This is a genomic window from Paenibacillus sp. FSL R7-0163, from assembly GCF_037969975.1.
Lineage (GTDB): Bacteria > Bacillota > Bacilli > Paenibacillales > Paenibacillaceae > Paenibacillus_AQ > Paenibacillus_AQ odorifer.
Genome location: NZ_CP150224.1, coordinates 5,359,636 through 5,384,590 on the forward strand (window position 1 = coordinate 5,359,636; position 24,955 = coordinate 5,384,590).

Here is a 24,955-nt window from a genome sequence, read left to right on the forward strand (position 1 = left end):
AAACTAATCTATCGCCGTCCAAATATTTAGCGCAAGTGAGCGAACCGCAAGGTTCGTGTGATTTCTGTACAACCGCAGACGCTCTGCAGGCTCTGGACTCCACAATAGAGCACTTCCGGCAACTTCAAGCAACGAAAATCCAATATACTGAGATTCGTAACGGCTCTCAGACCCTAGAACATCTACAATTTCCAATAAAGTTTCCGGACTCCAGTATCCCGTGCTCTCTTCTAAATTATACGCGACCTGCTTATAAACATCGCTTAATAGCTGGGGCTGATTTGAAATAGTGGTAACGATCCGATTCAGATAATTGGCGGATTCCTCCACGTTATTCCAGTCTATTGCTGCTATATACAATTTCATCACAGCTTGCTGTAAGGTCTCATCAGATGCCAGACAGTCAATCAGATCCGTATACAAAGGGATAAGGTGCATCCGGGTGATTTTTGGCAAAGCTATCAGCTGGTTGACTAATTTCAGTAGACGTTGCCGATGAGGCAAATCTCTTTTGGCAGTAGCGTTCCATTCATCACTTATCGCTGCACTAACCAGTCTCTGACATACACCAACTACTACCTCATTGATCTTACCATCGCGACAGGTTTCTACCAGCGTATTCATAGCAGTTTCCCATCTGGTGCTGTCTTCCAAATCCGTAATAGACTGAGCGGTGGCAGCTGCAACTATCCCTTCATTTCCATTTGTCCACCGCATCATAGAAATGAAAGCATATCTGCCAATATACGCATCCTGGTGTCTTGCAATTTCAAGGATTAATCCTAGATAACGTGGTCTAAAGTCTAGCGGAAGAGCATTAGGCTGTTGAGATAATAAACTTCCTGCGATGTCACTTTCTGATGAAGAAGCCATTGTACTTAACATGTCCCAAGCGTGTTCATCATCTAAAAGCTGTTTCGCAGCATGCCCTATGGCTATAATTACATCCTTGTGTGCATTGGGTTTCTCGAACTCGTTCATCAATAGCGGAAGACTGTCATCGCTCCTATAAGCGCCCAGTAAGCGAACGGCTTCTTTTCTGACAGTGATTTTCAGCTTATCCCGATTCAGCAGCTCTTTCAGCATGGTAACCAGTAACACCGGATTCACCCTGCGGATGCATCTGGGTATCGAGTACATGGCTACACGGGCCCGGTCCCCATCCAGATTCTCCAGCAGAACGGGAAGTGCCTTCTCCGGTTCTTCCATAAGTGAAAAGGCATGAAGTGCAGCTTCTACTACAGTTACTTCCTTATCCTGCATAAGTCCAAGTAACCTATCCGAACCGAGGTCAGGCATGCTTGCCATGATCTTAATAACTCTTGCACGCTCCCAAAGATTACGTTTGGCATCGTATGCAATTTTTTCTAATAAGGCACTTAAAGCTTGTTGCTGACGTGGCAGCCATCTGTGGAATCCCTCCGCGGCCGGCACAAGATAGATAGTTTTGCCTGATAGGAACTTGCCCTTAATGACAGCCCCTGAAATAAAAGGATCGAGCCATTCTTGACGCTTCAGATGCAGATGCTGGAATACTTCATGGATCGTAATATACGATTTATCTAAAGCTAATAATTCCTTAACTCTGGCATCACGCGTTGTATGAGGCGCAAGCCAGTATCTGGCCGCTTGTATGGCTGTAGAATCTGCCTTTGCCCTCGTTGCTTCCTTTAACAGATTTTGAAGTTTTATGATGCCGTAACCTCTTTTACCGAATGAGCTAGCTAGACTTAACACCAGATTGTAGTCTTCTCTTTTGTTGGCCTGTACAGCTAATGTATAAATTTCGTCGAAGATAATCTCTTCTACTCCCCGGGGTAAATTCTTCTCCAATGATGGAAGGGAAAGCTGCCCATTCTGCTTGGCCAATTTCTGAATCGTCTTTAAAGAAAACTTAAACAGCTCACCGTGAGAAAGTAATGCGTTATGCCGGAGAATAGCAAATGCCAGTTGTTGAACGGAAAATTTTGTAGCATATGAAGTATCTCTGGCCTCTATAACACTATCAACAAGCAAAGTAAGTTCTTGTACATGGGCATCCGTGAACACAGACGCAGGACTTTCCGATAGCTCTTTAAATACAGCGCCCCGGACAGGATCCTGATCATTTTTAATCCGGCCCAGGTACACCAAAGTTTCATTCATGCCCTGTCTCGACAGAACGGTACTTCTGATCAGCTGCATAAGCGCCGTGGCACGTTCGTCTGCACTGGATACCTGTGTTGCTTGCTCAAGTCCCGCTCTTGAATGAAGAATAGAACGGCAAGCTGTAAATCTGATTGTTCTCTCCCGGTCATCATTGATTTCACGAAGGCCAAGCATCCGGGTGGCTTCCTTGTCACGCAAGGCATGTGGTAATACATACAGTAATCTTTCCGGAAAAATACGTTCATTACGTTTATCTTCTTCATACACAGCATCGAAAATGACTTTGCGGTTAGAAGGTGCAATATTATGAAGCAGCTTTGCTATGTGCATAGGGTGATCTGCGAGTAGTTTCGCTATCTCAATCCATTGATCAATGGATAAATATTTTTTCCTTTTAAGAACAGCTTCAGGAACGCCATAAGAAATCAGATCGCTCCGCGACTCCGTTCGTGTTAACAGCTGATACACCTTATTAGGATTTTGGCGTACAAGCGTGCCAAGCTGCTCTTTTAACGCAGGATGTATGATGCCCATCGGTCCATGATTCAGCGCACACTCCAGCACCAAGTCTGCCTTCAGATTGCATAGGATCTCCAGAGCTGATGAGAATCTCCACCAGACATAGCCTTTTTCCCTGAGTGGTGTGCTTTCCAGTGTTGTTGCAAAGTATTCTGCTACTACGTTAAGATGCCGGCTGGATAATTTCTTCCAGTCTTTTATGGCATACCCGATATCAGCAAGCCATTTACTTACCGTTGCCGAATAACAGGCCTGCAATATAATCGCGGCTTCCTCTGCTCCCCACCGGGCATACACTACAGGCAATAAGCGTTCCGCTAATTCCTGACGGTTAATCTGTGAAATACTGTGCAGCAGCTTGCGGCGGCAATCATGGGATAAATGGGGGAGCTCACGTTCAATATCAGCATCCGAAGCCACCCTTGCCAAAAGACCCGCAGCCGTATTTCTGATACTTGCCTTGGGATGCCGCAGTGCTGATAGAATAATAGCAGCATCTTGTGTTGCAATGGCGCCGATTAAGGCAAGTCGCGCTTCATAAACGCCATCCTCCAGCAAAGAGGCTAGTAATTGGGAGTACTGGACAGATCCGAGATGATCACGGCCTAAGATTGCTACTTTTTTGATTCTGTCGGAATAGCCTAGCGAATCCAATTCTTTAAGTAAGCTCTGTTTATCCAATGGATCTCTTTTGAAAATCATAAGTCCTCCTCGTTAACCTGTTCTTATTCCACCCGAACTTTATTCTCTATACCCTAATCTATCCCCTTTAAAAAAACTAGAATTCAGCATCTGGTTTCGTTGACCAAAAAATAAAGGTAACCCTGAAGTCGGTTATTCAACCTCCTTCAGAATTACCTTCATGTACTGCTTGCTCTAGTCATTCTTTTTCTGAATAAACACATACGTACTCTCATCCGACAGCTCATCAGCAAAGCTGAAATCAAATCCGTCGAAGCCTTTGATATCCTCCACACAGCTGATTTGCCGCTCAGCCATGAAGCGTACCATTTCACCTCTGGCCATCTTGACCAGGGTCGCTCTCTCCACTACCTTACCACCGATCTCCTGCCCGAATATACAACTAACCATGCGAACGTTCCCGCCAATATAAGGGGAGATGCACTTGCTGTATTCCTTAGAGGCCAGATTCAGAATGATGTCAGTCTCCGAAAATAGCTGATCTGCCAGCTTCCTGTTCCAGAACTCGTAGATAGACTTGAAACCAGGTCCGCTAAGCTTAGCCTGCATCTCCAGCCTGTACGGAACAACGCCGTCAAATGGCCGGACGATTCCATAGAATCCGGACAATATCCGTAAATGCTGCTGAAGATATTCCAGCTCCTCCATTTGAAGTACCCCGGGTGCCATGTACTGGTACTGGATACCCTCATAAGAAAAGATAGCCGGTGTAAGATTCCGTGTTACATCCATATCCCGAATCCGTTCCACATTCAGCGTGGCGATGGCATCATTGCATTTCCATAACGATTTGGCTTCTTCATAATTCAACTTTTGTAATAAGGCCAGAAGAGTCTGCGACTCGCTTATGAATTGCGGCATCTGGCGGCAATCCAAGAAATCCGTATCCATCTTCATCTTCTTGGCAGGCGATATAATGATTCTCATGGTGCTCCCTTTTCTTCCCCCCGCGGGGAATTTAAATGTAACCTTATCCTATCACACTTAATCTTCGTAGGCTTGGGGCAAGTTCATGAAATTTGTTCACTGCCGCCCACTTTGTGCGCTACCGCCATCTGTACCTGGGTTGCCGTTTCTCCTTGTCCCACCATTCATGCCGGGAGATCCGCCCCCATCTTTTCCCCGCCCGCCGGTGAAGCCCTGTCCCCCGTTCGCTCTTGACCCGGAGTCAGTACTCGTTATCTTCTGTGCAGTAATAGCATCGCAGGAGACGAGCACCATGGAAAAACTTAGCACTGCTATGAGCAAAGCGAAATATCGCTTGATCCGCATCTTTGAATCCCCTCTTTCCGAGCGAACATAGTTAACGTGGAAAATATCTTTTTAACATATAATCGTATACATCCTTAAAACCCATGTAGGATAATACAATCAGCAGCGGATACACCGGGTAAATATACCGGGACTTGATCTCCCATAATAGATAGAATCCGATAAAGCCCAGCACCACAAGAATCAAAGAGGTCTCTTCAAATCTTTTGGCTCTTATTCCACCGATTAAGCGAACGAGTATAAACACATACATCAGAAAATTCAGAACATACAGCAGCCACAACATTCCACTTCTATAATTGGAGTCTGCCTTAAACAAATCCGTAGCAGCATTAGTGTAGCTATAACGATCCATGACAAAGCCCATTCTTCCCCCGTTACTGGATGATCCGTCGTTTCCGAGCCCATATCGTTCCATCTGGTAGGTTCCTTCCGTCCAGGTCCAAACGATTTTTTTATAATACATCTTCACTAAGTCACTTAGGCCCGCCTCGGAGAGTTTATTACGGATTTCTTCTTTAAATAACTCCGTACTTTCTGCCTTATTATAATTTGCATCCTGCTGATAGATAGCGTAGCTCTCCCGGTTGTCCCAGAACCCAAACGTCTCCAGATTGATCCCCATATTCAGCCACATGTAGACAGGTGCAGAATTTTCGTTCATCGGTTCATCTACAACATTCGTCGCCCGCAGCACAGCATTTTGCGTCCAGCCGGGAACACTAAACAATATGGCAGTGATAAACAAAGCGCTAAAAACCTTTTTCACCCCGATAGAACGTATGTTAAATAAAAGACCCGCCACCACGGTAATCAGAAAAATAACACCGATACTGCGGAAATAGTTGCCTATTGCCAGTAAGAGAGCTGCGAAGAGAATATCCTTAATGGACCTTCTTTTGATAAATCTTATGGCAAAATATAAAGCACTTGTCAGGAAAGCGGTAGCGATCACATCGTTATAGATAAAATTACTCATAAACAATGAAGGGATATAGGTTGCGGCAAACACGAGGATGCCATAATCCTTATCCTTGGACTTATAATTGAGCTCTTTATACAGCATGTAAATCATTAACGAGGTTAAGAGTGTAAACAGAATATTAAATATTTTGATTACCAGATAATTATCCGGAAAGATCAACAACAACGTCTTTAAATATAAAACGATCGAAAAATTAAACGGAAACATATGCAGATAGCCGTTCGTGTCAAACGACGAATAATCATTCCTGTACAGCATGTCGAGTGCCAATGAAAGCACTGTCTGCGAATCATCCGTCGGCAAGCGTGAAAACAGAAAGATAATCACCATCTGGATTGCAAAAGAAAATAGCAGTGTGGCTGGAATGACTATTTTCCAACTGTACTTATTAAGCTTCAGGCACATTTTATACAAAATAACGCTTAATGCCAGCACCACTGCGATCACTAGAATAAAAAGACCCAGCTGTTGTCTCTCCAAAATTGGCGTGTCCCCATATACGAAATAATTATATTTCGCCCTAATAAAAAAGGAGGATGCGATAAAAAGACCGATAAAGAATGCAAGTATGAGATACAATGTTTTTTGAATTCCTCTTATCATGGAAAACCTCCTTTACGCAATCGAAAGCCCTTTACAATCCGCTGCCCCGATTCATAAAAAGCATTATAAACACCCAAACTGAAAATCCAATGAAAATCGGATGTTTGGGAATTCGCAAGGAAGAGATTTAGAAAGAGAGGTACGCAAATAGACCGCCCACTCACAAAGGTATGCGGTCTATCTGTCGTGTCCTATTTGCTGAAGCCTACCGCCCTTAAAAGCGGCTATTGCCTTGGGAATCGGGTTACATTATATACCCAATCTCCCAGAAAATCCATCCATCCTTGCGTACATCAGAAGAATTTACTATCCATCTTTTTTAAAAACCGATTATCAGCGATTAAACTTTTCACTCTCTTCGTTGTATTAGGCCCTTTCGGTGTGCTACCTCTTCTATTCAGCAAAATCCACCGTAGACATGCCCAGGCTTCAAAGATTTCAAGTTCTTCCTGATCTATATCATTTTCCAATAGATAAGCAGATCGGAACACATCAGCATAACGCACGGAGATATATATTTTCAGCAGAATAAGTGACCAGGCAAAATCATATCTAGAGTCTCCCAACTGGCCGTTCGTCCAATCGATTATGGTATATCGCTCTTTATCCTCCACTATATTTCCGATATGAAAATCCCCATGAATGATACAGTCTTGCTTCATTGGAGTTTGCTCAACAAGAATAGTCAACACATTATAAATATCAGATTGTTCTTTGGCTTCAGGGAAAAAGTAGCCGATGAAATCGTATTTTGGCAGTTGTATATTTCCAATCTCTTCAACGCGAATTTTATGTATTTTTGCTAATAGGCTTGCGAGTTCCTTCATTTTCCGAGTATTCATTTTATGAATAGGGGTTCCGTCAAAACTTGTTAACAACACCCTATGTCCCTCCGGATTGATTCCCCAGCCCACTGGTTTAGAGACGGCTACTCCTCGTTCGGATAGAACATCCAATAAACGATATTGAAACTGGACATCCGGTCTGGATTCCTTATTCCATGTTTTCAGTACATAGCTCTCTTGATCAGAATTAATCCTCATGACCTCAGCTTCAAATCCTTGATCCATTGTATGCGCAGTTAAGCTATCTTCCTGATTTAATAAGTCGTTCATGATTTCGTTGTGCTCTAGCCAATTTATGAGAGATATAGGAGTTTTCAAAAATGGTTCTTCCTTTCGGAGTCAGCTACAACAGATTTACGCAACCCAAAACTACAAATAACATAAAATAGATTGTTCTATCCAGTACATAAATACAGTATCCGGGCTTTTCTTTTCAAACTTTTTCATTTTTAAATACATGTCCATTCCATCAGAAACATCATGCCATAAATCCGTAAATACAAAATCATATTTTTCCTTAGACATATGTTGTTCTGCATATTTGAAAGCATCTGCTTGGATAAGCCTGATCTTGTGAGCATTACTGAATTGGGGCAGTACATATTTATTAAATAGATCAATGACATCTTGATTTTTTTCAACAACCGTTATGCTTTCAACATTATCTTTTTCAGAAACCATATAAGCATAATAGCCAAGCCCAAGCCCAAACGTAAGAACATTCCCAAACGCTTTATCTACAGCTTCTTTCATTGTTTCTATTTCATTGGGCGTGATCGTCATCCAGATTCTATCATTCTCTAATACGGCCGGGAACATGAATTCAGTTTGAAAAAAACCAACCTGAGGAATTTGTCTTCCCTCTTCTGTCCGGATGATATCATTGCAAACAAAACCTTCAAAAGGTTTATATTTTTCATATTTTAATTCACTATTATTAATCTTTATAGTAGGAATCTTGATATTTTTATAATATGGATTGTCATAATATTCATTTGCATCAAGCTTATGAAGCATATTGCTAAAATATTGGTTGAACAATTCCTTATCATCAACATTATCAACCGTATCCAACCCAAAAGCAGCAGCCAGCATTAAACCAAAAGCGTATTCATAAGATACACCACAGTTTACGATTTCTTCAATTTCTTCTTTGTTAATAAAGTCGGGGGTATTATTCAAATAGCGGCTTAGTAAAGCAAACACTTTATAGTTATCTTCTTTTACTTTTTCTTTTATTACATTATTAAATTCCATATTCTCACCTATTAATTAGAATTTGTTTCTATGTCTCATGTTAGTCTTTCCGGATTGACTAGTAGGCAATACTCTCATTTTACCATTTAAAAATCCAGAAGAACAAAAACCGCTTTACTAATCCGTGACAGTTACCACTTCTACAGTGAGAAAATCTTACGTCAAAACCTTCTAATTGCAAGGTCTATGATCCATTTTTCGCCTAATCTGCTCAATATTTCGTTACCCTATGTTAGAATAGACGACTTGTATAATTTGTGAAAACTTTCACTAATAGCCGTGATTGATGGTATACTTAATAAGAAGATGAACTAAAGAGAATAACGATGGAAACTGTGGACGTAACCGTAGAAGATTTGAAGTTAGGAGAATAACAGCGACGCGCGCGCTTCTCCACTTCCAACTCCCTCTGATACTTCCTTTCTTTTTTGTCTGGTTCTTTTGGTACATCTTAATAGAGAAATATAAAAGTGGAGGGTTAACAATGAAAAAGAAAGCAGCTGGTGCTCTGAGTCTCGTCCTCTCTGTCATGCTCGTTACCGCAGGTTGCGGTAATGGAAACGACAAGGTGAACGAGAGCAAGAGTAATAACAACGAGAAAAAAGAAGTTGAAGCCGTCTCCGGGGCATCTGAAGCAAGCTACACACCATTCGATCAATTAAAAGATAAATATGATATCATCATTGTCGGTGCGGGTGGTGCGGGAATGTCCGCGGCGCTTGAGGCCAAAGAGAAAGGCATGAACCCTGTTATTTTGGAAAAAATGCCGGTTGCCGGCGGGAACACAACCAAATCCTCTTCAGGAATGAACGCTTCTGAAACAAAATTCCAAAAAGAACAAAACATTGAAGACAGCAATGATTTATTTTATGAAGAGTCATTAAAAGGTGGCCATGACACTAACGACAAAGAAATGCTTCGTTTCTTCGTTGATAATTCCGCGAGTGCGATCGATTGGCTGGATTCCATCGGAATCCGCTTGAACAATATCACCATTACAGGCGGCATGAACGAAAAACGTACACACCGTCCTAAAGATGGCTCTGCTGTGGGTCAATACCTTGTCAAAGGTTTAGTGAAAAACGTACAAGAGAAAGAAATTCCACTTTTCGTGAATGCTGATGTCAAAGAAATTACCGAAAAAGACGGCAAGGTTAATGGCGTTAAAGTCCTCTTTAACCAAACAGAGGAAAAAACAATTACGGCAGATGCTGTCGTTGTAACCACTGGCGGGTTCGGTGCCAATATGGATTTGATCTCCGAAGTAAGACCTGACTTGGAAGGCTACGTTACTACTAACCAAATCGGCAGTACCGGAGACGGCATCAAGATGATTGAGAAACTCGGCGGCACAACCGTCGATATGGATCAAATCCAAGTTCACCCGACTGTGCAGCAAGAAAAATCCTACCTCATCGGCGAAGCTGTTCGTGGGGAAGGCGCTATCCTTGTTTCCAGTGAAGGCACACGCTTCACCAACGAATTGGATACCCGTGATAAAGTAACGGCTTCCATCAATACACTGCCTGAAAAAGCAGCTACGCTGGTCTTTGATTCCGGTGTTAAATCCCGTGTGAAGGCTATTGAACAATATGACAAAATGGGCTTCGTGATTCAGGCGGATTCCATCGAAGCTTTGGCCAAAGAAATCGGTGTTCCAGAGGATAAGCTGGCAACAACGCTTGATACTTGGAACAGCGCCGTTAAGAATAAAAAGGATGCCGAATTTGGCAGAACTACAGGAATGGACAATGACCTGTCCACTGGTCCTTTCTACGCTATTAAAATTGCTCCTGGGATTCACTACACCATGGGTGGTGTGAAGATCAATACGAACACAGAAGTTCTGAATAAAGATGGTGAAGCTATTCCTGGTCTGTTTGCGGCAGGTGAAGTTACAGGCGGCTTACACGGACAAAACCGGATTGGCGGCAACTCTGTTGCAGAAATCATTATTTTCGGCCGTCAAGCTGGGATCAAATCTGCTGAATTCATAAAAGCAAAATAAGTAGATAATAGATACTATAAGCCTCACAGCAAAAAGCTCAAGCATCGGCAAGTTAGCCGCTGGCTTGAGCTTTTTTAATGTAATTAATCGCCAATAGTTCGGATAATAGTATCAAACGGATCTAATTCTAACGTTTGTTGTCCATATTCTGTATCAATCGTAGTTTTTTGAAGCTGGTCGCTATTGTTAATCACGACGAGTATTTTACTTTCTGGATAATACGCACACTCTGTATATAAATTATCCGTAATATACTTTGTGTCCTTTAACTCATTCCCGGCATAACGAATCACATTTAACAGCAATCTTGTATTTTCAAAGCTTAAGGTGAAAGAAGGCAGGTAGATCCCCTTTCCTTTACCAAAGGCATGGGCAGACAATGTTATCATCCCACTCTTTTCACACAATACCGCTGCCGAGCCATCCGTAAGATAAATGTTATTTTTAGGTGTTATGCTGGCTCCTTCAGGCACTAAATCTTGCTCATCTCTAGCCTCAAATGTCCATCTTCCATGAGCTACCTTGGAGCCTGTATCCTCATCCAGACCAAGCACATGGGCCATTCTGAAAAAGCTGTCATAACCTTCAAGCGCCGAAGGCTGATTGACACCTATAAAAGTACCGCCCTCATAAACCCACGCGGTCAATAAGTCCACGCACTTATGATCACTCCAGTATTCTCCGCCACTCCATGCTGAACCTGCCGAACCGGCATTAATCACTACATCACACTCTTGTAATACTCCCTGACGGATATCTTCAAAATCAATGAACTGGACTTCAATCGGCAATCCGGACAAAGCCTCATTGATATGAATCAAATCATGCATATACGTTTCATGGAAATGCCCGGACAAGGTCCACGATCTCAATTTGCCCCAAGCGTGCAAAATGGCTACCTTCGTCTTAATCTGATACGGTTTGCCTTTATGATGCAGCTCTTTAATTTCTCTGAATTCACCCGCGATCTTTTCGATATAATCACAAAAATCCGGATAAGGCTCTACAAGATGCAAATATCCGCCCAGTCCAATCCGATCTATAGGCTCTCTGAGCAAGGCGCGCCGGATATTAATCCAATACTTTTTGGCATCGAGCGTAGGGTTACCTCCCTCCATAAACGTAGGGAGCCCTCCCAATCCAACCGGAAATAAATAGGGATGCAGCCGAATCTCATGGGTATCTACTTTTACACCAGAACAAAGCCTTGCCTCATACCCTGAGAACACACATTTAATCATCCCGTCAAAACCAAACTCCTCAAAACGGTCATTGTAAGGCTCCATGCCAACCCAACTGTCATCATAGAAGACATACGCCAGCTTATCGTGCTTATGCACAATATCAATTAATTGCTTACCAAATTCGATGACAAAATCATTGATAAATGCCATATAGTCCAGCTTCCGCTGCTGCGCCGGGATATGACTGACCCGATATTTCCCACCATTCACAAAATCCTCGGCCGTGAGCGAATACCCATATTTCTTGGCAAACAGATCAAGCGCTCTTGAGCTTACCGTAAAATCATATGAACCCCAGTCCGAGAACAAATGGCGATTGCGCTCATCACTGCCCCAGATCCAGGCGAAATTATAAAAGAGGGAGGTAAATCGAACCACTGTTGTTTCCTTGTGCTTATGACACCAATCTTCTATCCAATGGAGTAAATATTTTTGCGTTTCTACATAGATGGGATCGATCTGCATCAGATGCTCTTTTTCCCAGTGATTCGTGGTGTGATTGTACATGGAGATCTCTTCCCAAATCCGATAGACCATGAAGCTGACTGTGTATTTATGCCAAGGTGCAATTCCAGTAATGACTACATTTCCCGATTCCCGCTCATAATTCCACAGTTCTCTTGGAACCTCTTCGCCCGTCGTTCGGTCAAAAACCTGCCAGTACTTAAACGCCTCTTTGGAATCATTCACTCGGAATTGTTCAGCAAAAAAATCCTCCATCAGATAGATGGATAAATAATCTTGTACCGCTACCTTAGGATTTGTTATTAAAAAGCTCTGCTGCAGCTTGTCTGAATTCTGGGACGCCCATTCGTTATGATCTCTGATGATGCAGATTGTAGAATAAATGCCGTATCCTGCGTTGATAATCTCATCGGACAACTGTGTGCCGTCACTGTCACGAATGACATCGGCACCCCAACGTTCAGCTAATTCCAGGGTCAATGCCTCATAACCGGATTCTCCCGGCAGTGTAAAGGCCCCCGTTGTTTTTTTGGACAACTTGGATCCCTCCTATTTAAGCATATCGGATAGAAAAGCTAATGCTAAGCCTTGACCCCAGCCTTGAATCCAGTCTTTTGGAATATTGCGGTATCCTTTTCGATCCTTCATAACCGCTGTTCCGCCAGAGACACCCAGTACCCGTCCATCTTCACTGATATTGTTCAAAATGCCTTTCAGGGCCTTTTGCACATATTTGGTATGCAGCGGATTGCCGTTATTGATCATAGCAGCCGCAATGCCGCAAGACGCGGATACTTCTTCATAAGACTCCTCATCATCTAGTACTGTCCGCCACAGGCCGTTCTCCGTTTGCACCAGCTTGAGTGCGGCCAGCTGATCGCGCAGCGAACACTCCACGTCCATACACTGCGGATACAAATACCATTCTTTCAAAAGCTTTTTAACTTGCGACATAGTGTATGCGCCCCAAGCATTCGCTCTGCCCCAGAATAGTCCAGACATGTGATCCTGCTTCACATTATTGTAGCCGTGGTACCAAAACCCGCTGCTAGGATCTTGCAGGTATTTGATATGCCAATAATATTGATTCAAGGCATCTTGGATCATTTCCTGATCCTTTAATTTGCTTCCTACACGAAGCAGAAAAAATGCCGCCATAAACAAGGTATCCGCCCATGCCTGTTCTGGAAAATCATTAGAAATAGAGACGGTATGCTGCAACACATGATCTCCGAATCTAAGCGCATTGTTCTGCAGATAATCCACTTTGCTCATCACAATATCCCAATACTTCTGGTTACCTGTTTCTTCATACAAGGTGATCAGCATATGGCCCATAGCACAGGTGTTAACTGTCCAATCCGGCAGACCCAGCTCGATATATTCATCTGCCCACTGGACAAGCATATCCAAATACTCTTTATTTCCTGTAGTTTCATAAGCTCTGGTTACCCCATAATAAGCCACACCACAAGGCCAGTCCCATGTTAAATCCATCGCCATTGTTTTTCTGACCACTTTGTCGGTGACCCTTAAAATCTCTTCTCTGTCATAAGTTAATTGAAGCATCTTGTTTCTCCTCTCTTTCGCACACGCCCCCAAAGGCGCTTGAGAGCTGTCCGCCCATATTGTAAACGCTTTACTAACTCTATTGTAAGTAGTAAAATGGTCTGATTCTAAGCATATTCATAACTAAACTGTGCAATTTCAACCATTAACTAGTAGTTCTTATATTTCGGGATTGGCCGTGACTACAGAGAATGTTTGGACTTCCGGCCGCTGTTGTCGTAAGAATTTCTTGATTTTATACCGCTCTTCGCGGTGGAAATCTGCTGACAAAGGCGGACGCTAACGCTCCTACAGTTCCAAACTTCTCCTCCGCCACTTTTTTCCCAAATTGTATAATATCAAGTTCTCTTTATATAGTTGAATTTGATATAACGTTAACCTATAATCTACTCAACCTACGTAATAAGAATGGGAGTATTGAGAATATGCCCAGAAAAAAGAAGCCCGTCATTGAATACCGCCACTACAGCTTACCGATAAACTTTCCTATCTTGCTGTTAAGCGGTGAACGTTGGAAGATTTCTGATATTAAAAGTGAACATCTGCATTTCCATAATCATTTGGAGATTGGCATTTGCCATTCGAATAGCGGCATCATGGAGATCAAAGGAGAATCTGTGCCTTTTAAAGCCGGAGATGTGACCTTCATCCCTAGGTATCTCCCTCATACAACTTATAGTTCGCCGAATGAAGCCAGTCTGTGGTCTTATATCTTTTTTTCGCCTGAGGATCTTTTTCAGCAATCCTTCAAGAGCGCTTACAGCAACTTTGAGCCGAATCTGTGGGCAATAAAGGGAATGAACTGTATTTTAAACAAAGAGGAACATCCCAAGGTTTATACCCTTGCGACATCGGTCGTAGAGGAATTGAAACAAAAAAATCCTTACTATCAAGAAAGTGCCTACGGCTTATTATTATCGCTTTATATAGAGCTTCTTAGAATTCATTCCCGGAATGAACCCTTGGTTAATCAAGACACAGAGCATAGCCTGAAGGGCAATTTTGTCATCTCACCCGTTCTGGAATACATCACTAAAAACTACATGATGCCGATTACCATCGATTTTTTAGCTGATCTGTGCCACCTAAGTACCACTCATTTCCGCAGGAAATTCCATGAGATTATGGGGTCCGCACCTCTCGACTTCCTAAACAGTACCCGTATTGAAGAGGCCTGCAAGCAGTTAAAAAGTACGGACGATTCCATTCTCTCCATCTCTGAGCAAGTCGGTTTTCAGTCCATATCCAGCTTCAACCGATGTTTCTCCAAGCTTATGGGTGAGTCACCTAAACAATGGCGTAAAGGCGCACAATCCGAAGCACAATCCGCTAAAGCGTCTATATTGGAGTTTACGGGGTGGGTTTGATCCATTTATCCATTCGTCTATTCTAGATCATCTTTCTCCCGATCGTTTTATATAACATGGTTCTTATCTTCTTTAACTGCGCAAAGTTTTCTTCAAATGAAATGCTGTGGGTCAGTGCCAGCCCTTTTGAGAAATCTTTTTTATATAGAAAAATTGATTCCAAATACAAACCTATGACATGAATCTGATTCCAAGTAGGATAACTTGAATTATGATAGAAGACAGTCAGCGTTTCTAATGCATAAAAATTATGACACCATCTCGCTTCCTCCATTATGTACTTCATTGCCGGTCCGTTATTGTTAATCATTATGTCCCGGAATTCATCTAAATGATTAGGCTGAACATCGACATATTCAATTGCATAAAATGGCTTTACATGCCGTTTTCTCGCGCCTTCCCCTGGTGTAGGGTACGTACTGTTTGGTGTAGTTACAAGTAACTCCATACGGATTGTTTCGAGCACGAAAGGTATATTCACATTTTTTAAGTTAGGTAAAATGATTTCGGCATCTTCTTTTTCCTTGATCTGCATTAGGATAAGATAATCCCATATAATGAATTCTCCATGTTTTTCGGCTGTTTTGTTATGACTGTAAACTGAAATATCCTCCACAGCATTATTTTGAGTCATGGATCCTAGAACGTCTGTGAGTTGGCTCTTTATTTCTTTTTTCATATGCTTTTTATACTTCTTATCGACTCCGATACTCCAAGCAATATAATAAGTATCATTTTGTGGTGTCAGTTTTAGATTCTCTACGCTTATTTTCTTATCCATTTCTGTTTCCCTTTCTGTACAAGTCCCCAGCCATCGATGTATAATTCGTCTAAGATTTCTAATAGCTCAGGAGGGGTTTGAAGCAAGGCTGCTTATGATTAATCGTAACGCTGCTTCCCAATAAACGCAAATAAGCCCCCTCTATGAACTGCCCCATCAGGCACAACAAAAAGGCATGCGTCCGGTACACTACCGAATTCATACCTAACAAGTCGCCTAATAAAATAAGCTGTTATGTGATAAGGCTAGCCTTTACTTGACCTCACAAAATCTATTTAACAAGGGAATGATTTCTTCCTTGCTCATAGGGGCGTCGTGCCCCGGGATATACGTAGTAAATGAAAGAGTCGATAAAAACTCAATATATTTTTTCATTTTTATCGGATCAATTTTACCTTCTCCATGATAATAATCCCCGCTATGTGCATCACCTGCGAATAAAACTCCCGCTTCTTTTATATATACAACACAAGAATCGTCTTCATGTGGCCCTCCTACCTTTATAATCTGGCAAGTGGTGCCCCCTAAATCCAGCGTTAAAGCATCCTCGAAAATAATATTTCCTGTGCTAACCTTAATCTTATCAAACGTATCATATTCTTTTTTCATACAGTTATAGGCGAATGCTATTTCTTCTTTGGTCTCTAAACGTTTTACAACAGCTTCTTCATCCCATTCCCATTCTTTCAGGCGCTTTAGTGCCTCATTCGTTGCTGAAGAGATTATAGTTTCCCCGTCAAAAGCATGCATACCAAAGGTATGATCCCAATGCCAGTGCGTGATCAAAGCATATTTGGGATGTGGCAGATTGTTATCATCCAAACACTTTATAAAGGCATCTAAATGCGATTTTGAATTGCCACAATCAATCATTATTGAAAAGCTGTCACCTACAACATATCCCAAAACAGGTCTGTCTGTTTCTCGGACACTTTCCAAATAATAAATAGAGTCATTTATTTTTTTGAGTTCCATCCTATTTTCTCTCCTTTATGGATACAGGTAAAGATACGCTCTATGGGGGAGATGATTACCTATTTATAATGGATGAAGCAGGTGCCATTGAGCAAGGGAGATTTTAGTTATATTCACAATGTACTACGACGTAGTTCATAAAAATATTGCACAATCGGATGCTTTAACTGGATCTTCTCGCTCATGTTTAAAATCCGCTTTTTCCCAACCCGTCTGTCCACTAAAGCCAGAATATTCAATAGGATATCATCGCTCTCTAAGCTTTCTTCTATAGAAGTAGATAAAAACTTATTAGCTACAACGATAAAATTCGATTTACTTAATGAGGTCTGTGCTGACAAAAGCTCCTTTGCAACTTCTGATATCTTTCTGCTTCTTGCAATGACTATTAGACGATCCTCCGGGATGTTCCCTTTACTATCTTTTCTAACCGCTTCAATATCTTCAGAGTGGACAGGAATTTGGAGTTCCGAATCATTCTTAATCTCCTGCTCCGTCTGATACCATCTGATTGAGCTAGTTCTATCATTCATATTGAGTACGTTCTTTTTATCTACCGAAATATAACAGCTCCCTGATTTATCAGGTAAATAACGGTAGCTGCTTGCGCGATATTCAACCTTGCCGGATAACGCAGGACAGAGAAAACTCTCCAGTTGTTGCTTTAATTTGCTCCAGGACATGTATCCTCCAACAAGACGATCTCTTCTCCTCGTCCTTGTCTTATTTTTATATTTTCTTTCCCCCAAGAACACATAACATCCACGATCTTATTGGCTGTAACGCCATATTCCGTGAGGCTGTATTCAACTTTTGGCGGCATCTGCTGGTACACGAATCTTTTGACAAGCCCATCCCTCTCAAGTTCACGAAGCTGCTGGATCAGAACCTTTTGTGAGATGCCCTGAATATTACGCTGTAATTCAAATGATCAAATTAAGCTTACTCAAAACTTCATTGTTGCATATATTTTTTTCTGAGTCCAGTACACACCTCAAAGTAACCATCTTACTTTATTGTGTGTATTTTCTTTTTTTACAACCTGCAAGATAATAATAATATTCATAAATAATATAGGCCTGAGAATGGAGATTCATCATGAAAACACTAGTGATTTTGGCGCATCCGGGCCTTGAGAATTCGAGGGTCAACCAGCGCTGGAAAGAAGAACTGCTATTATATCCCAACGATATTACCCTTCATGAGATTTATAAGGAGTACCCTGACTGGAATATTAATGTTCCTAGAGAGCAAAATCTAATGGAAGCATATGACCATGTGATCTTTCAATTCCCGTTGTATTGGTACAGTTATCCGCCGCTATTAAAAAAATGGTTTGACGATGTGTTGGCTTACGGATGGGCTTATGGATCAAACGGTGACAAGCTTAACGGGAAAAAGCTAGGGCTGGCCCTATCTATCGGTGATAAAAAGGAAAATTATCAGCCAGAGGGCTCTGTTTCTTTTACCGTAGACGAAGTGATCGCACCCTTTAAAGCCAGTGCCAAACATGTAGGCGCAGAAGCCCTACCGTACTTTGCTGTTTTTGGAGCTTCATTCCAAGCCAGCGATGAAGAAATTAATACTAGCGCAAAAGAATATATCGAATATATCTTTAATCACCGTATTTGACACAAAACAAATTGGGCTATCCTTAGTCTTGTTCAAAGACTTTAAGGATAGCCCATAACATTGTTGAAGCGGTCTAAAGATTCTCTGTAGTAAGTGTGAATCCTTCGATCACGGCATCTTCGTCAACCTCAATCAAAATGCAGCGTCTCCCATGATAATTCACTTGCTTCACATATTTTAAATCCTGCGGGCTGACCGAAATCGTAGCTACCTTTGTATCGATCTTTATCGATTTGGTAGTGAATTTCGGCATTACGCTGCTCGCCTTCATCTCATAATGCTTATCGTCAACGATCGTTTCAAACGCCCGTTCCACTTTTTCCATTGTCACGTTCTCTACGCCACTTACCGTCAGTACACGTTCCAGATCTCTATAATCGAGCATTGGAGGTTCTTCCTTATCGTCGTTGGTTTCGATGACCTGATGGATCTCCTCGTACACCTGTGCGAGAGTGGTTGCATCAAGCTGTTCGCCCGCCACTTCCTTCACGATGTCTTCGAATATAGCTCTCTCTTCCAGAGCCGTATTGGATCTTTCGGCATTCAAGACCTCTCCGACAAAATGCGGATCCGGGAAGTTCGATTTCCCCGTACAATACAGAATGCGGTTCACATCGGAATAATTGTCCGTCACGCTTGGGTAAAAGAAACCTTGCTCCGGCGTACTTAACTTGACGATCGGATCTACAATGATATTGTACTTGAACTCCCGCTCCACGTAATCAAACAAGAGAGCTTTCCGTTGTTTCTCCGTGGAATTCACGCTGCATAGGATAAAAGGATGCGCGAATAGTTCGTTTTTCTCACTTTCCTCGGCTTCATCGTTTCTATCTTTAGTCGGGCGGAAATACTGTCCGCGAACGAAAGTGATCACCGTATCCCGTTCATAATGAGTATCCGCCATCATTCTGTCCACCAACAGCAGCATCAGGTCCTGCCATTCATCCGGATCCCCTGTCACCAAAGCTTGATGAAGCATCACCTGCGCTGGCTCCTCCGCTTCCGCTTGAAACTTCAACTCGAACAATTTCTGATCCAGTTCACCGGTCAGGAGTTTTTTGAAATTACCCATATACAGCTCCTGCTTCTCTCTGTCCACCATTCCAAATGGCTGGCGCTCCCAATGATAGATCTCGTTGCTTTCCTTCATAATATACACGTTGAGAATATCGTAAATACTCATTAAATCGTGATCCAGCTTAAATTGCTTGCGTATATGCGCGACTTCTTTCTTTATCATGATTCGTTAGACAACTCCTAGGAAGATTAATTGGTCTTTTCAGTATAAAGGATAAAAAAAACCTTCGCTATATTAGTTGAAGTTAAGATTTTTCTATTAAGGTAAGTGCGTGACTGCGGTGAATGTTTGGACTTCCCCTCCATTCGTGCTCGTACTCATCAATTTATCGCATGCTCTAATGCATAGTCTTCAAGCTGAATATCTACCTGTTGATTCATGGCCAGCTTGGCTAGCTGCTCACCAAGAAAGGGTCCCATCGTTAATCCGGATGACCCTAGTCCATTAGCAACAATTAGTTTATTCCATCCTTGAACCCTGCCTAACACGGGAAGAAAATCTGCAGTAAAAGGACGGAACCCTACTCTTATCTCATTTAGGCTACAATCCGCAAGACCAGAAGCCGTTTGCAGACCTTTATTTAATATTTCTTGCATTCCTCCTGCGGTTACAGCAGTATCATAACCTACGACATCATTTTCGTGAGTAGCACCTACAACGATATTTTGATCCGCAAACGCAAGGATATATTGATCTGTAGGCGGCATTACCACAGGCCATTGCTCTGTACTCGCTTGTTGAGCAAGCTTCAAGTGCATAATTTGAGCTTTTTGATAACGCACCTGGAGCATGATCCCAAGCGGATGAAGCAAAGCGTTAGACCAAGCCCCTGCGCACACAATCACTTCATCCGCTGTGAATGTCTGTTCTCCTACGCTAACCCCTTTAATTTCATGATCAGCATACTTTAAAATAGCATCTCCCTCAATCATTTGCGCACCATTACGCTGAGCAGCTCTTAGCAAAGCATCACGTAATTCACGTCCGTTCACTCTTGCTGCACCCGATACATGCAGCGCATGATAACCTTCCGACAATAAGGGAAACTTCTCTTGCGCTTCAAGATCCGTCAGCATCGTAAGTTCCCCTATTTCAGGGGCGTCCTCTCTGCGCAGCTCCGCTCTTTCTTTCATCGCGAGTAACTTTTTCAAATCCTCATGAATACATATCGCTCCTACTTTTGCGTATCCAGTCTCGGTTTCTCCAGCCTCTTCCAACTCTTGAATAAGTGCCGGATAAAAGCTTGCTCCCGCTTTAGCAAGACGATACCATGCTTTGTTTCTGCGTTGAGACAACCATGGACAAATAATCCCTGCTGCTGCATCCGTTGCTTGTCCAACATCCTTACGATCTATAATGATGACCTCAGCACCTAACTTACTTAGCTGATAAGCTGCTGAAGCCCCTAATATCCCTGCACCAATTACAATAACCTTGTTCATATTCGAAGTCCCTTCAGTTATTCATTTTTTTAATCATTCACTACTTACCCATTGTATCTTAAATTTGACATTTATAATGAATTATCGTACTATAAATCTCACTCAGTTAAAAGTACTTTAATTGGAGTACTAAAATAAAAGTGTTATTCAGAAGAAAGAAGGAATACAGTTGAAGTTTTCACAGTTTTTGAAGTCCAAAGGGGCCATTGGTTCTATTTTTATGGGTGTGTTCTATGCCATTGCGATGCTTGGTATTTTCTTACCAGGGTATACAGCACTTCCAGGGAACATGGATGATTTAAAAATTGCTATCGTCAATGATGATGCCGGTCAATATGGGGCTCAGATTTCGAATCAGTTCTCGGAGAGCTTACCATTCAAAACGATAAAAACCGATGTATCGAATAAAAAGGCGATGGATGAATTAGAACATAATAAGTTAGCTCTAGTTGTCCATATTCCAGAAGAATTTTCCGCCAACGTTCAAAGCGGTAAGGTATCCGCAAGTATTGATTTCACAGTCAACGAAGCTTCTGCCACCATGGTATCTTCAGCCATGTCTTCCGTTGTAGGGGAAATTAACAAACAATTAAGCGCGAACTTCTCAGAGCAAACCGCAAAAGGTGTGTTAATGAACTTTAACGTACCAGAAGAACAAGCCACCGCAATGGCTACACAAATTGAAAATAGTTATGTCGGGAATTATGTTGTCATCAATGATGTTCCGGACGGCATGCACAACAACATGCTACCTATGTTCTTAACTATGGCTGGTTATGTTGGGGCAATGATTGCCTCCATGCAATTAGTTGCTTCTTTTAAAGCGAACCGCGGGAAAGCAAGCAAGACAAAACTGTTTATGTTCGTTCAACTCACAGCTTTATTAATCGCTGTATTATCAACTGTCGTTGCTTTAACCATTGCCTTCTCTGTTGCAGATGTAGACCTATCCTTACTGTTACCAGTTGCTGCTCAGCAAATTCTAATGTATATGGCTGCATTTAACGTGTGTGCGATTATGGTCTTCCTAGTTGGCGAAGGCGGTATGGTCTTAAATATTCCAATCCTGCTCATGCAAACCATCGCCAATGGTGCTACCATGCCTCGTGATATGATGTATACACCATACGATTGGTTCGGCCGCATCACCCCAATGTATTATTCTGTGCAAGCTTATTTGGCACAAATGTTTGGTTCTATTAGTCCAGCACCCTTCTTATGGGGATTAGCAGGCGTATTTGCCGGGGCTATGATGATTAACATTGTTATCGTCCGGTTTGTTCATAAACCTGTACCTGTGACTAAAGAAACTATACTGCCCGTTGAAGTTAAAAATACAGCTGAAATAACCGCCTAGGTTTGGTAAGATAGAGTTTAGCCAACAATTAGGAGTGGGTTCTGTGATGTCAATTCAAATTTATATCTTAAGTAAGTTAATGGATGAAAATAATTATCCTTATAAATTAAAAAAAGAACTATCCACCCCTATTCCATTTGATACATTGCTAAATCTATCTGAAAGCAAACTATATTATCATTTTGAATCCCTTACGAAACAGGGCTTAGTTGAACAGGTAGAGATTATCAAAGAAGAACATCGCCCAGACAAACAGGTGTTTTCCATTACCGATAAAGGGCGCAAGCAACTCCCGCTCAAAATTTATAAGGTAATAGAAGATGCAGAATCTATTTCAGATATGATTGTTGCTCTTGTGAATCTTCGTTTTGTAGAGACTGATAAAGTGATCCCGATTATCGAGAAGAAAATTGAACAGTCACTTATAAAAAAAGATCAATTAAATCAAATTTACCAGCAAATAGATGTAGATAGCTCCACCCGTGACGTCGTAGATTTCATGGAAAGCTACTACGCTTCTCAACTTGAGCAATCTATACACTGGTGGAAAGTTCTTTTAGAAAAGCTGAAAACGAAAACTATATAAAAAAGAATGCCTTGGATTATAGCATAATCAAGGCATTCTTTTTTTATTTCCAGCACCAATCACAATAATCTCTTTTAGTTATTCACTTTTAATCAATAAATATAAAAAGTATGGAGCACCGATTAAAGCCACGATCACTCCTGCTGGTATTTCAGTATTGGCTACTACCATTTTACCAAGCGCATCTGCAATAACAACTAATCCGCCACCTATTAGTAGGCATGCGGGAATCATTATTTTATGACCACGAAAGAGTCGTCTAACTAAATGTGGAACTACTAGTCCTACAAATCCAATACTCCCACTAACAGCAACCGCTGGTGCCGCCAATAAGACACTACACACTAAAAACCAAACACGATATTTATTTAGAGATACCCCTAAACTAATGACTACAGGATCGTTAAGCCTAAGTACATCCAATATAAGATGATTCCGAATTAATAAAGGCACAATAAGAAGTAACCAAGGCAGCATAGCATACACGTGACTCCAATTACTATTCCCTATGTTCCCTGCCAGCCACACCTTAATCATCTGATATTGCGAAGGATCTAGTACGAAGGTTAACACAATCATAAATGCACTAATCGCAGCCGCAACAGCAATACCCGTATAAATTAATCGAATGGGAATAATGCCTTGATTGCGATCATAGGAAAGCATAAATAATAGAGCGACAACGATAAATCCACCCAATAAAGCGTACAGTGGCTGAACATAAGTATGTAAGCCGGTTGAGCTATTTTGTAAGAGCAAAAATAACATCATGGATAATCCAGCACCAGCATTTATCCCCAGTATACCCGGGTCTGCTAAAGCATTTCGGCTTATAGCTTGCAGCAGCATTCCTGCTATTGCCAACGCGCCACCCACTAGAAAACCCAAGATCATACGTGGAATACGGAATTGAAAAAGTACAAGTTCCTGCCTCGGTGTTCCCTTTCCTAATACGGTTTGCCATAACTCTTGTAAGCTTAAGCTGCTTTGACCAGTAGATACACTATATATAAAGCCTAGCAGTAAAATGATTGCTATAATTATAAACTTCCATCTTAGCTTCACTATAGTTCCCGCCTTTCTTTACGTGCCAAATACAGAAAGAACGGAACACCAATAACCGCAATTACAGCACCTACAGGGATTTCATAAGGGGCATTTACGATACGTGCCACTAAATCAGCAAGCACAACAAGGGTGGCTCCCAGAATTGCGGATAATGGAATAATATAACGATAATCCACACCCACTATGTAACGTACCAAATGCGGAGCAATTAAGCCCACAAAGCTTACAGATCCAGCTAAAGCACATGAAATCCCAGCTAACATGAATGCGGCTAAAAGCGAAAGATTTTTGATAAGTTTAATATTAACGCCTAACCCTTCCGCTGTCTCATCCCCTACAGATAGTATAGTAATCGACTTTGAAATTACGATGGCAAGTAATAGCGCAAGAAGCATCCAAGGCAACATTTGCTGTAGATGGGTCATGCTAATGCCACTTAAACCTCCTCCATACCAAAAAGCCACCTGCTGAGCCACTGAAAAAAAGATACTTATTCCTTCACTTAGGGCAGTTAGCATAGCAGAGATGGCAGCACCCGCCAGTACAAGCCGAATAGGCGTCATGCCTCGTTTACTTAATAGGCCAACACTAAAAACTAAACCCGCTCCTAATCCCGCACCTAGAATACAGAGCCAAAGTGTACCTGTGAATGAAATCGTTGGCAGGAAAACCATGGCAATAACTAACGTGACCCCGGCCCCAGCATTTAAACCAAGAATCCCCGAATCGGCTAAAGGATTGCGACTAATCCCTTGAATAATTGCTCCACTTACTGCAAATCCAGCGCCTGTTGCCATAGCGGCAAGTACCCGGGGCAAACGAATGGATTGGATCACCTGGTGAGTAGAAGCCTTATCATCAAAAGCGATGATCGACATGAATACATCTGCGAAGGGTATTTTTTTCGCGCCAAGGGCCATAGCAAGCACTAATACGCCTATTAATAGGAGGAGCATGAAGATTAGCAATATTAAAAAGGAGAACTTTTTTTCTCCTGCTAGTGATGATTTCTGAACATTTGCGGCCAATGTTTCCAACCCTTTCCCTTCACT

At 41.9% G+C, this 24,955-nt stretch carries 20 protein-coding genes and 1 pseudogene; 5 read left to right on the plus strand and 16 right to left on the minus strand.

The window, feature by feature from the left end:
- Positions 1–3: 3 nt before the first annotated feature.
- From NST45_RS23545 to NST45_RS23570, 6 genes are all read right to left on the minus strand, one after another.
- Positions 4–3,369: a HEAT repeat domain-containing protein gene (locus NST45_RS23545; protein WP_339823989.1), complete on the minus strand. Its 3,366-nt coding sequence runs from the start codon at positions 3,367–3,369 to the stop codon at positions 4–6.
- A gap of 174 nt (positions 3,370–3,543) precedes the next feature.
- Complete coding sequence (gene yaaA / locus NST45_RS23550; protein ID WP_036684841.1) at positions 3,544–4,296, minus strand: peroxide stress protein YaaA; 753 nt, start codon at positions 4,294–4,296, stop codon at positions 3,544–3,546.
- Positions 4,297–4,392: 96 nt separating this feature from the next.
- Positions 4,393–4,641, minus strand: a complete 249-nt coding sequence (locus tag NST45_RS23555) for a hypothetical protein (RefSeq protein WP_076098709.1) — start codon at positions 4,639–4,641, stop codon at positions 4,393–4,395.
- Positions 4,642–4,672: 31 nt separating this feature from the next.
- The gene (locus NST45_RS23560; RefSeq protein WP_326047284.1) at positions 4,673–6,229 is read right to left on the minus strand and encodes a glycosyltransferase family 39 protein; all 1,557 of its coding nucleotides are present in this window, start codon (positions 6,227–6,229) and stop codon (positions 4,673–4,675) included.
- Between the two features lie 293 nt (positions 6,230–6,522).
- Positions 6,523–7,344 carry an aminoglycoside phosphotransferase family protein gene (locus tag NST45_RS23565; RefSeq protein WP_326047286.1) on the minus strand — a complete coding sequence of 274 codons (822 nt, stop codon included), beginning with the start codon at positions 7,342–7,344 and terminating at the stop codon, positions 6,523–6,525.
- 99 nt (positions 7,345–7,443) lie between these two features.
- Entirely contained in the window at positions 7,444–8,331 is an 888-nt protein-coding gene (locus NST45_RS23570; protein ID WP_256717802.1) for a hypothetical protein, read from the minus strand.
- Positions 8,332–8,815: 484 nt separating this feature from the next.
- On the opposite strand from NST45_RS23570, the gene NST45_RS23575 reads away from it, so the two are divergent.
- Positions 8,816–10,339 carry a flavocytochrome c gene (locus NST45_RS23575; protein WP_076214977.1) on the plus strand — a complete coding sequence of 508 codons (1,524 nt, stop codon included), beginning with the start codon at positions 8,816–8,818 and terminating at the stop codon, positions 10,337–10,339.
- Positions 10,340–10,422: 83 nt separating this feature from the next.
- Here NST45_RS23575 and gnpA read toward each other — a convergent pair whose 3' ends face one another.
- Both gnpA and NST45_RS23585 read right to left on the minus strand, forming a co-directional pair.
- Positions 10,423–12,585: a 1,3-beta-galactosyl-N-acetylhexosamine phosphorylase gene (gnpA, locus tag NST45_RS23580; RefSeq protein ID WP_076098711.1), complete on the minus strand. Its 2,163-nt coding sequence runs from the start codon at positions 12,583–12,585 to the stop codon at positions 10,423–10,425.
- Between the two features lie 12 nt (positions 12,586–12,597).
- Positions 12,598–13,617 carry a glycoside hydrolase family 88 protein gene (locus tag NST45_RS23585; RefSeq protein WP_076098712.1) on the minus strand — a complete coding sequence of 340 codons (1,020 nt, stop codon included), beginning with the start codon at positions 13,615–13,617 and terminating at the stop codon, positions 12,598–12,600.
- A gap of 425 nt (positions 13,618–14,042) precedes the next feature.
- On the opposite strand from NST45_RS23585, the gene NST45_RS23590 reads away from it, so the two are divergent.
- Complete coding sequence (locus tag NST45_RS23590; protein WP_076214981.1) at positions 14,043–14,984, plus strand: AraC family transcriptional regulator; 942 nt, start codon at positions 14,043–14,045, stop codon at positions 14,982–14,984.
- Positions 14,985–15,006: 22 nt separating this feature from the next.
- Here the strand turns inward: NST45_RS23590 and NST45_RS23595 are convergent, their stop codons facing one another.
- From NST45_RS23595 to NST45_RS23610, 4 genes and pseudogenes are all read right to left on the minus strand, one after another.
- A complete protein-coding gene (locus tag NST45_RS23595; protein ID WP_076104110.1) occupies positions 15,007–15,765 on the minus strand; it encodes a hypothetical protein in 759 nt (252 codons plus the stop codon).
- Between the two features lie 252 nt (positions 15,766–16,017).
- A complete protein-coding gene (locus tag NST45_RS23600; RefSeq protein WP_339823996.1) occupies positions 16,018–16,740 on the minus strand; it encodes an MBL fold metallo-hydrolase in 723 nt (240 codons plus the stop codon).
- A 113-nt stretch (positions 16,741–16,853) separates the two neighbouring features.
- The gene (locus tag NST45_RS23605) at positions 16,854–17,423 is read right to left on the minus strand and encodes a hypothetical protein (RefSeq protein WP_339823998.1); all 570 of its coding nucleotides are present in this window, start codon (positions 17,421–17,423) and stop codon (positions 16,854–16,856) included.
- Positions 17,405–17,653: pseudogene (locus tag NST45_RS23610) on the minus strand (winged helix-turn-helix transcriptional regulator); the annotation flags it as partial. The pseudogene NST45_RS23610 and the gene NST45_RS23605, both read right to left, overlap by 19 nt.
- 185 nt (positions 17,654–17,838) lie before the next feature.
- Here NST45_RS23610 and NST45_RS23615 point away from each other — a divergent pair.
- Positions 17,839–18,372 carry an NAD(P)H-dependent oxidoreductase gene (locus tag NST45_RS23615; RefSeq protein WP_076098717.1) on the plus strand — a complete coding sequence of 178 codons (534 nt, stop codon included), beginning with the start codon at positions 17,839–17,841 and terminating at the stop codon, positions 18,370–18,372.
- A 73-nt stretch (positions 18,373–18,445) separates the two neighbouring features.
- On the opposite strand, the gene NST45_RS23620 is transcribed toward NST45_RS23615, so the two are convergent.
- Complete coding sequence (locus NST45_RS23620; RefSeq protein ID WP_076104113.1) at positions 18,446–19,612, minus strand: DUF4317 domain-containing protein; 1,167 nt, start codon at positions 19,610–19,612, stop codon at positions 18,446–18,448.
- 158 nt (positions 19,613–19,770) lie between these two features.
- Entirely contained in the window at positions 19,771–20,892 is a 1,122-nt protein-coding gene (locus NST45_RS23625) for an FAD-dependent oxidoreductase (RefSeq protein ID WP_339824000.1), read from the minus strand.
- A gap of 169 nt (positions 20,893–21,061) precedes the next feature.
- On the opposite strand from NST45_RS23625, the gene NST45_RS23630 reads away from it, so the two are divergent.
- Together NST45_RS23630 and NST45_RS23635 are read left to right on the plus strand one after the other, a co-directional pair.
- The gene (locus NST45_RS23630) at positions 21,062–22,249 is read left to right on the plus strand and encodes an ABC transporter permease (protein WP_076207605.1); all 1,188 of its coding nucleotides are present in this window, start codon (positions 21,062–21,064) and stop codon (positions 22,247–22,249) included.
- Positions 22,250–22,295: 46 nt separating this feature from the next.
- Positions 22,296–22,835, plus strand: coding sequence for a helix-turn-helix transcriptional regulator (locus tag NST45_RS23635; protein ID WP_038568720.1), 540 nt, complete (start codon positions 22,296–22,298; stop codon positions 22,833–22,835).
- A 78-nt stretch (positions 22,836–22,913) separates the two neighbouring features.
- Here NST45_RS23635 and NST45_RS23640 read toward each other — a convergent pair whose 3' ends face one another.
- Complete coding sequence (locus NST45_RS23640; protein WP_170914305.1) at positions 22,914–23,900, minus strand: iron ABC transporter permease; 987 nt, start codon at positions 23,898–23,900, stop codon at positions 22,914–22,916.
- On the minus strand, positions 23,900–24,940 hold the full coding sequence (locus NST45_RS23645) for an iron ABC transporter permease (RefSeq protein ID WP_076098723.1): 1,041 nt from the start codon (positions 24,938–24,940) through the stop codon (positions 23,900–23,902). The genes NST45_RS23640 and NST45_RS23645 overlap by 1 nt, the downstream gene beginning before the upstream one ends.
- Positions 24,941–24,955: the final 15 nt, after the last annotated feature.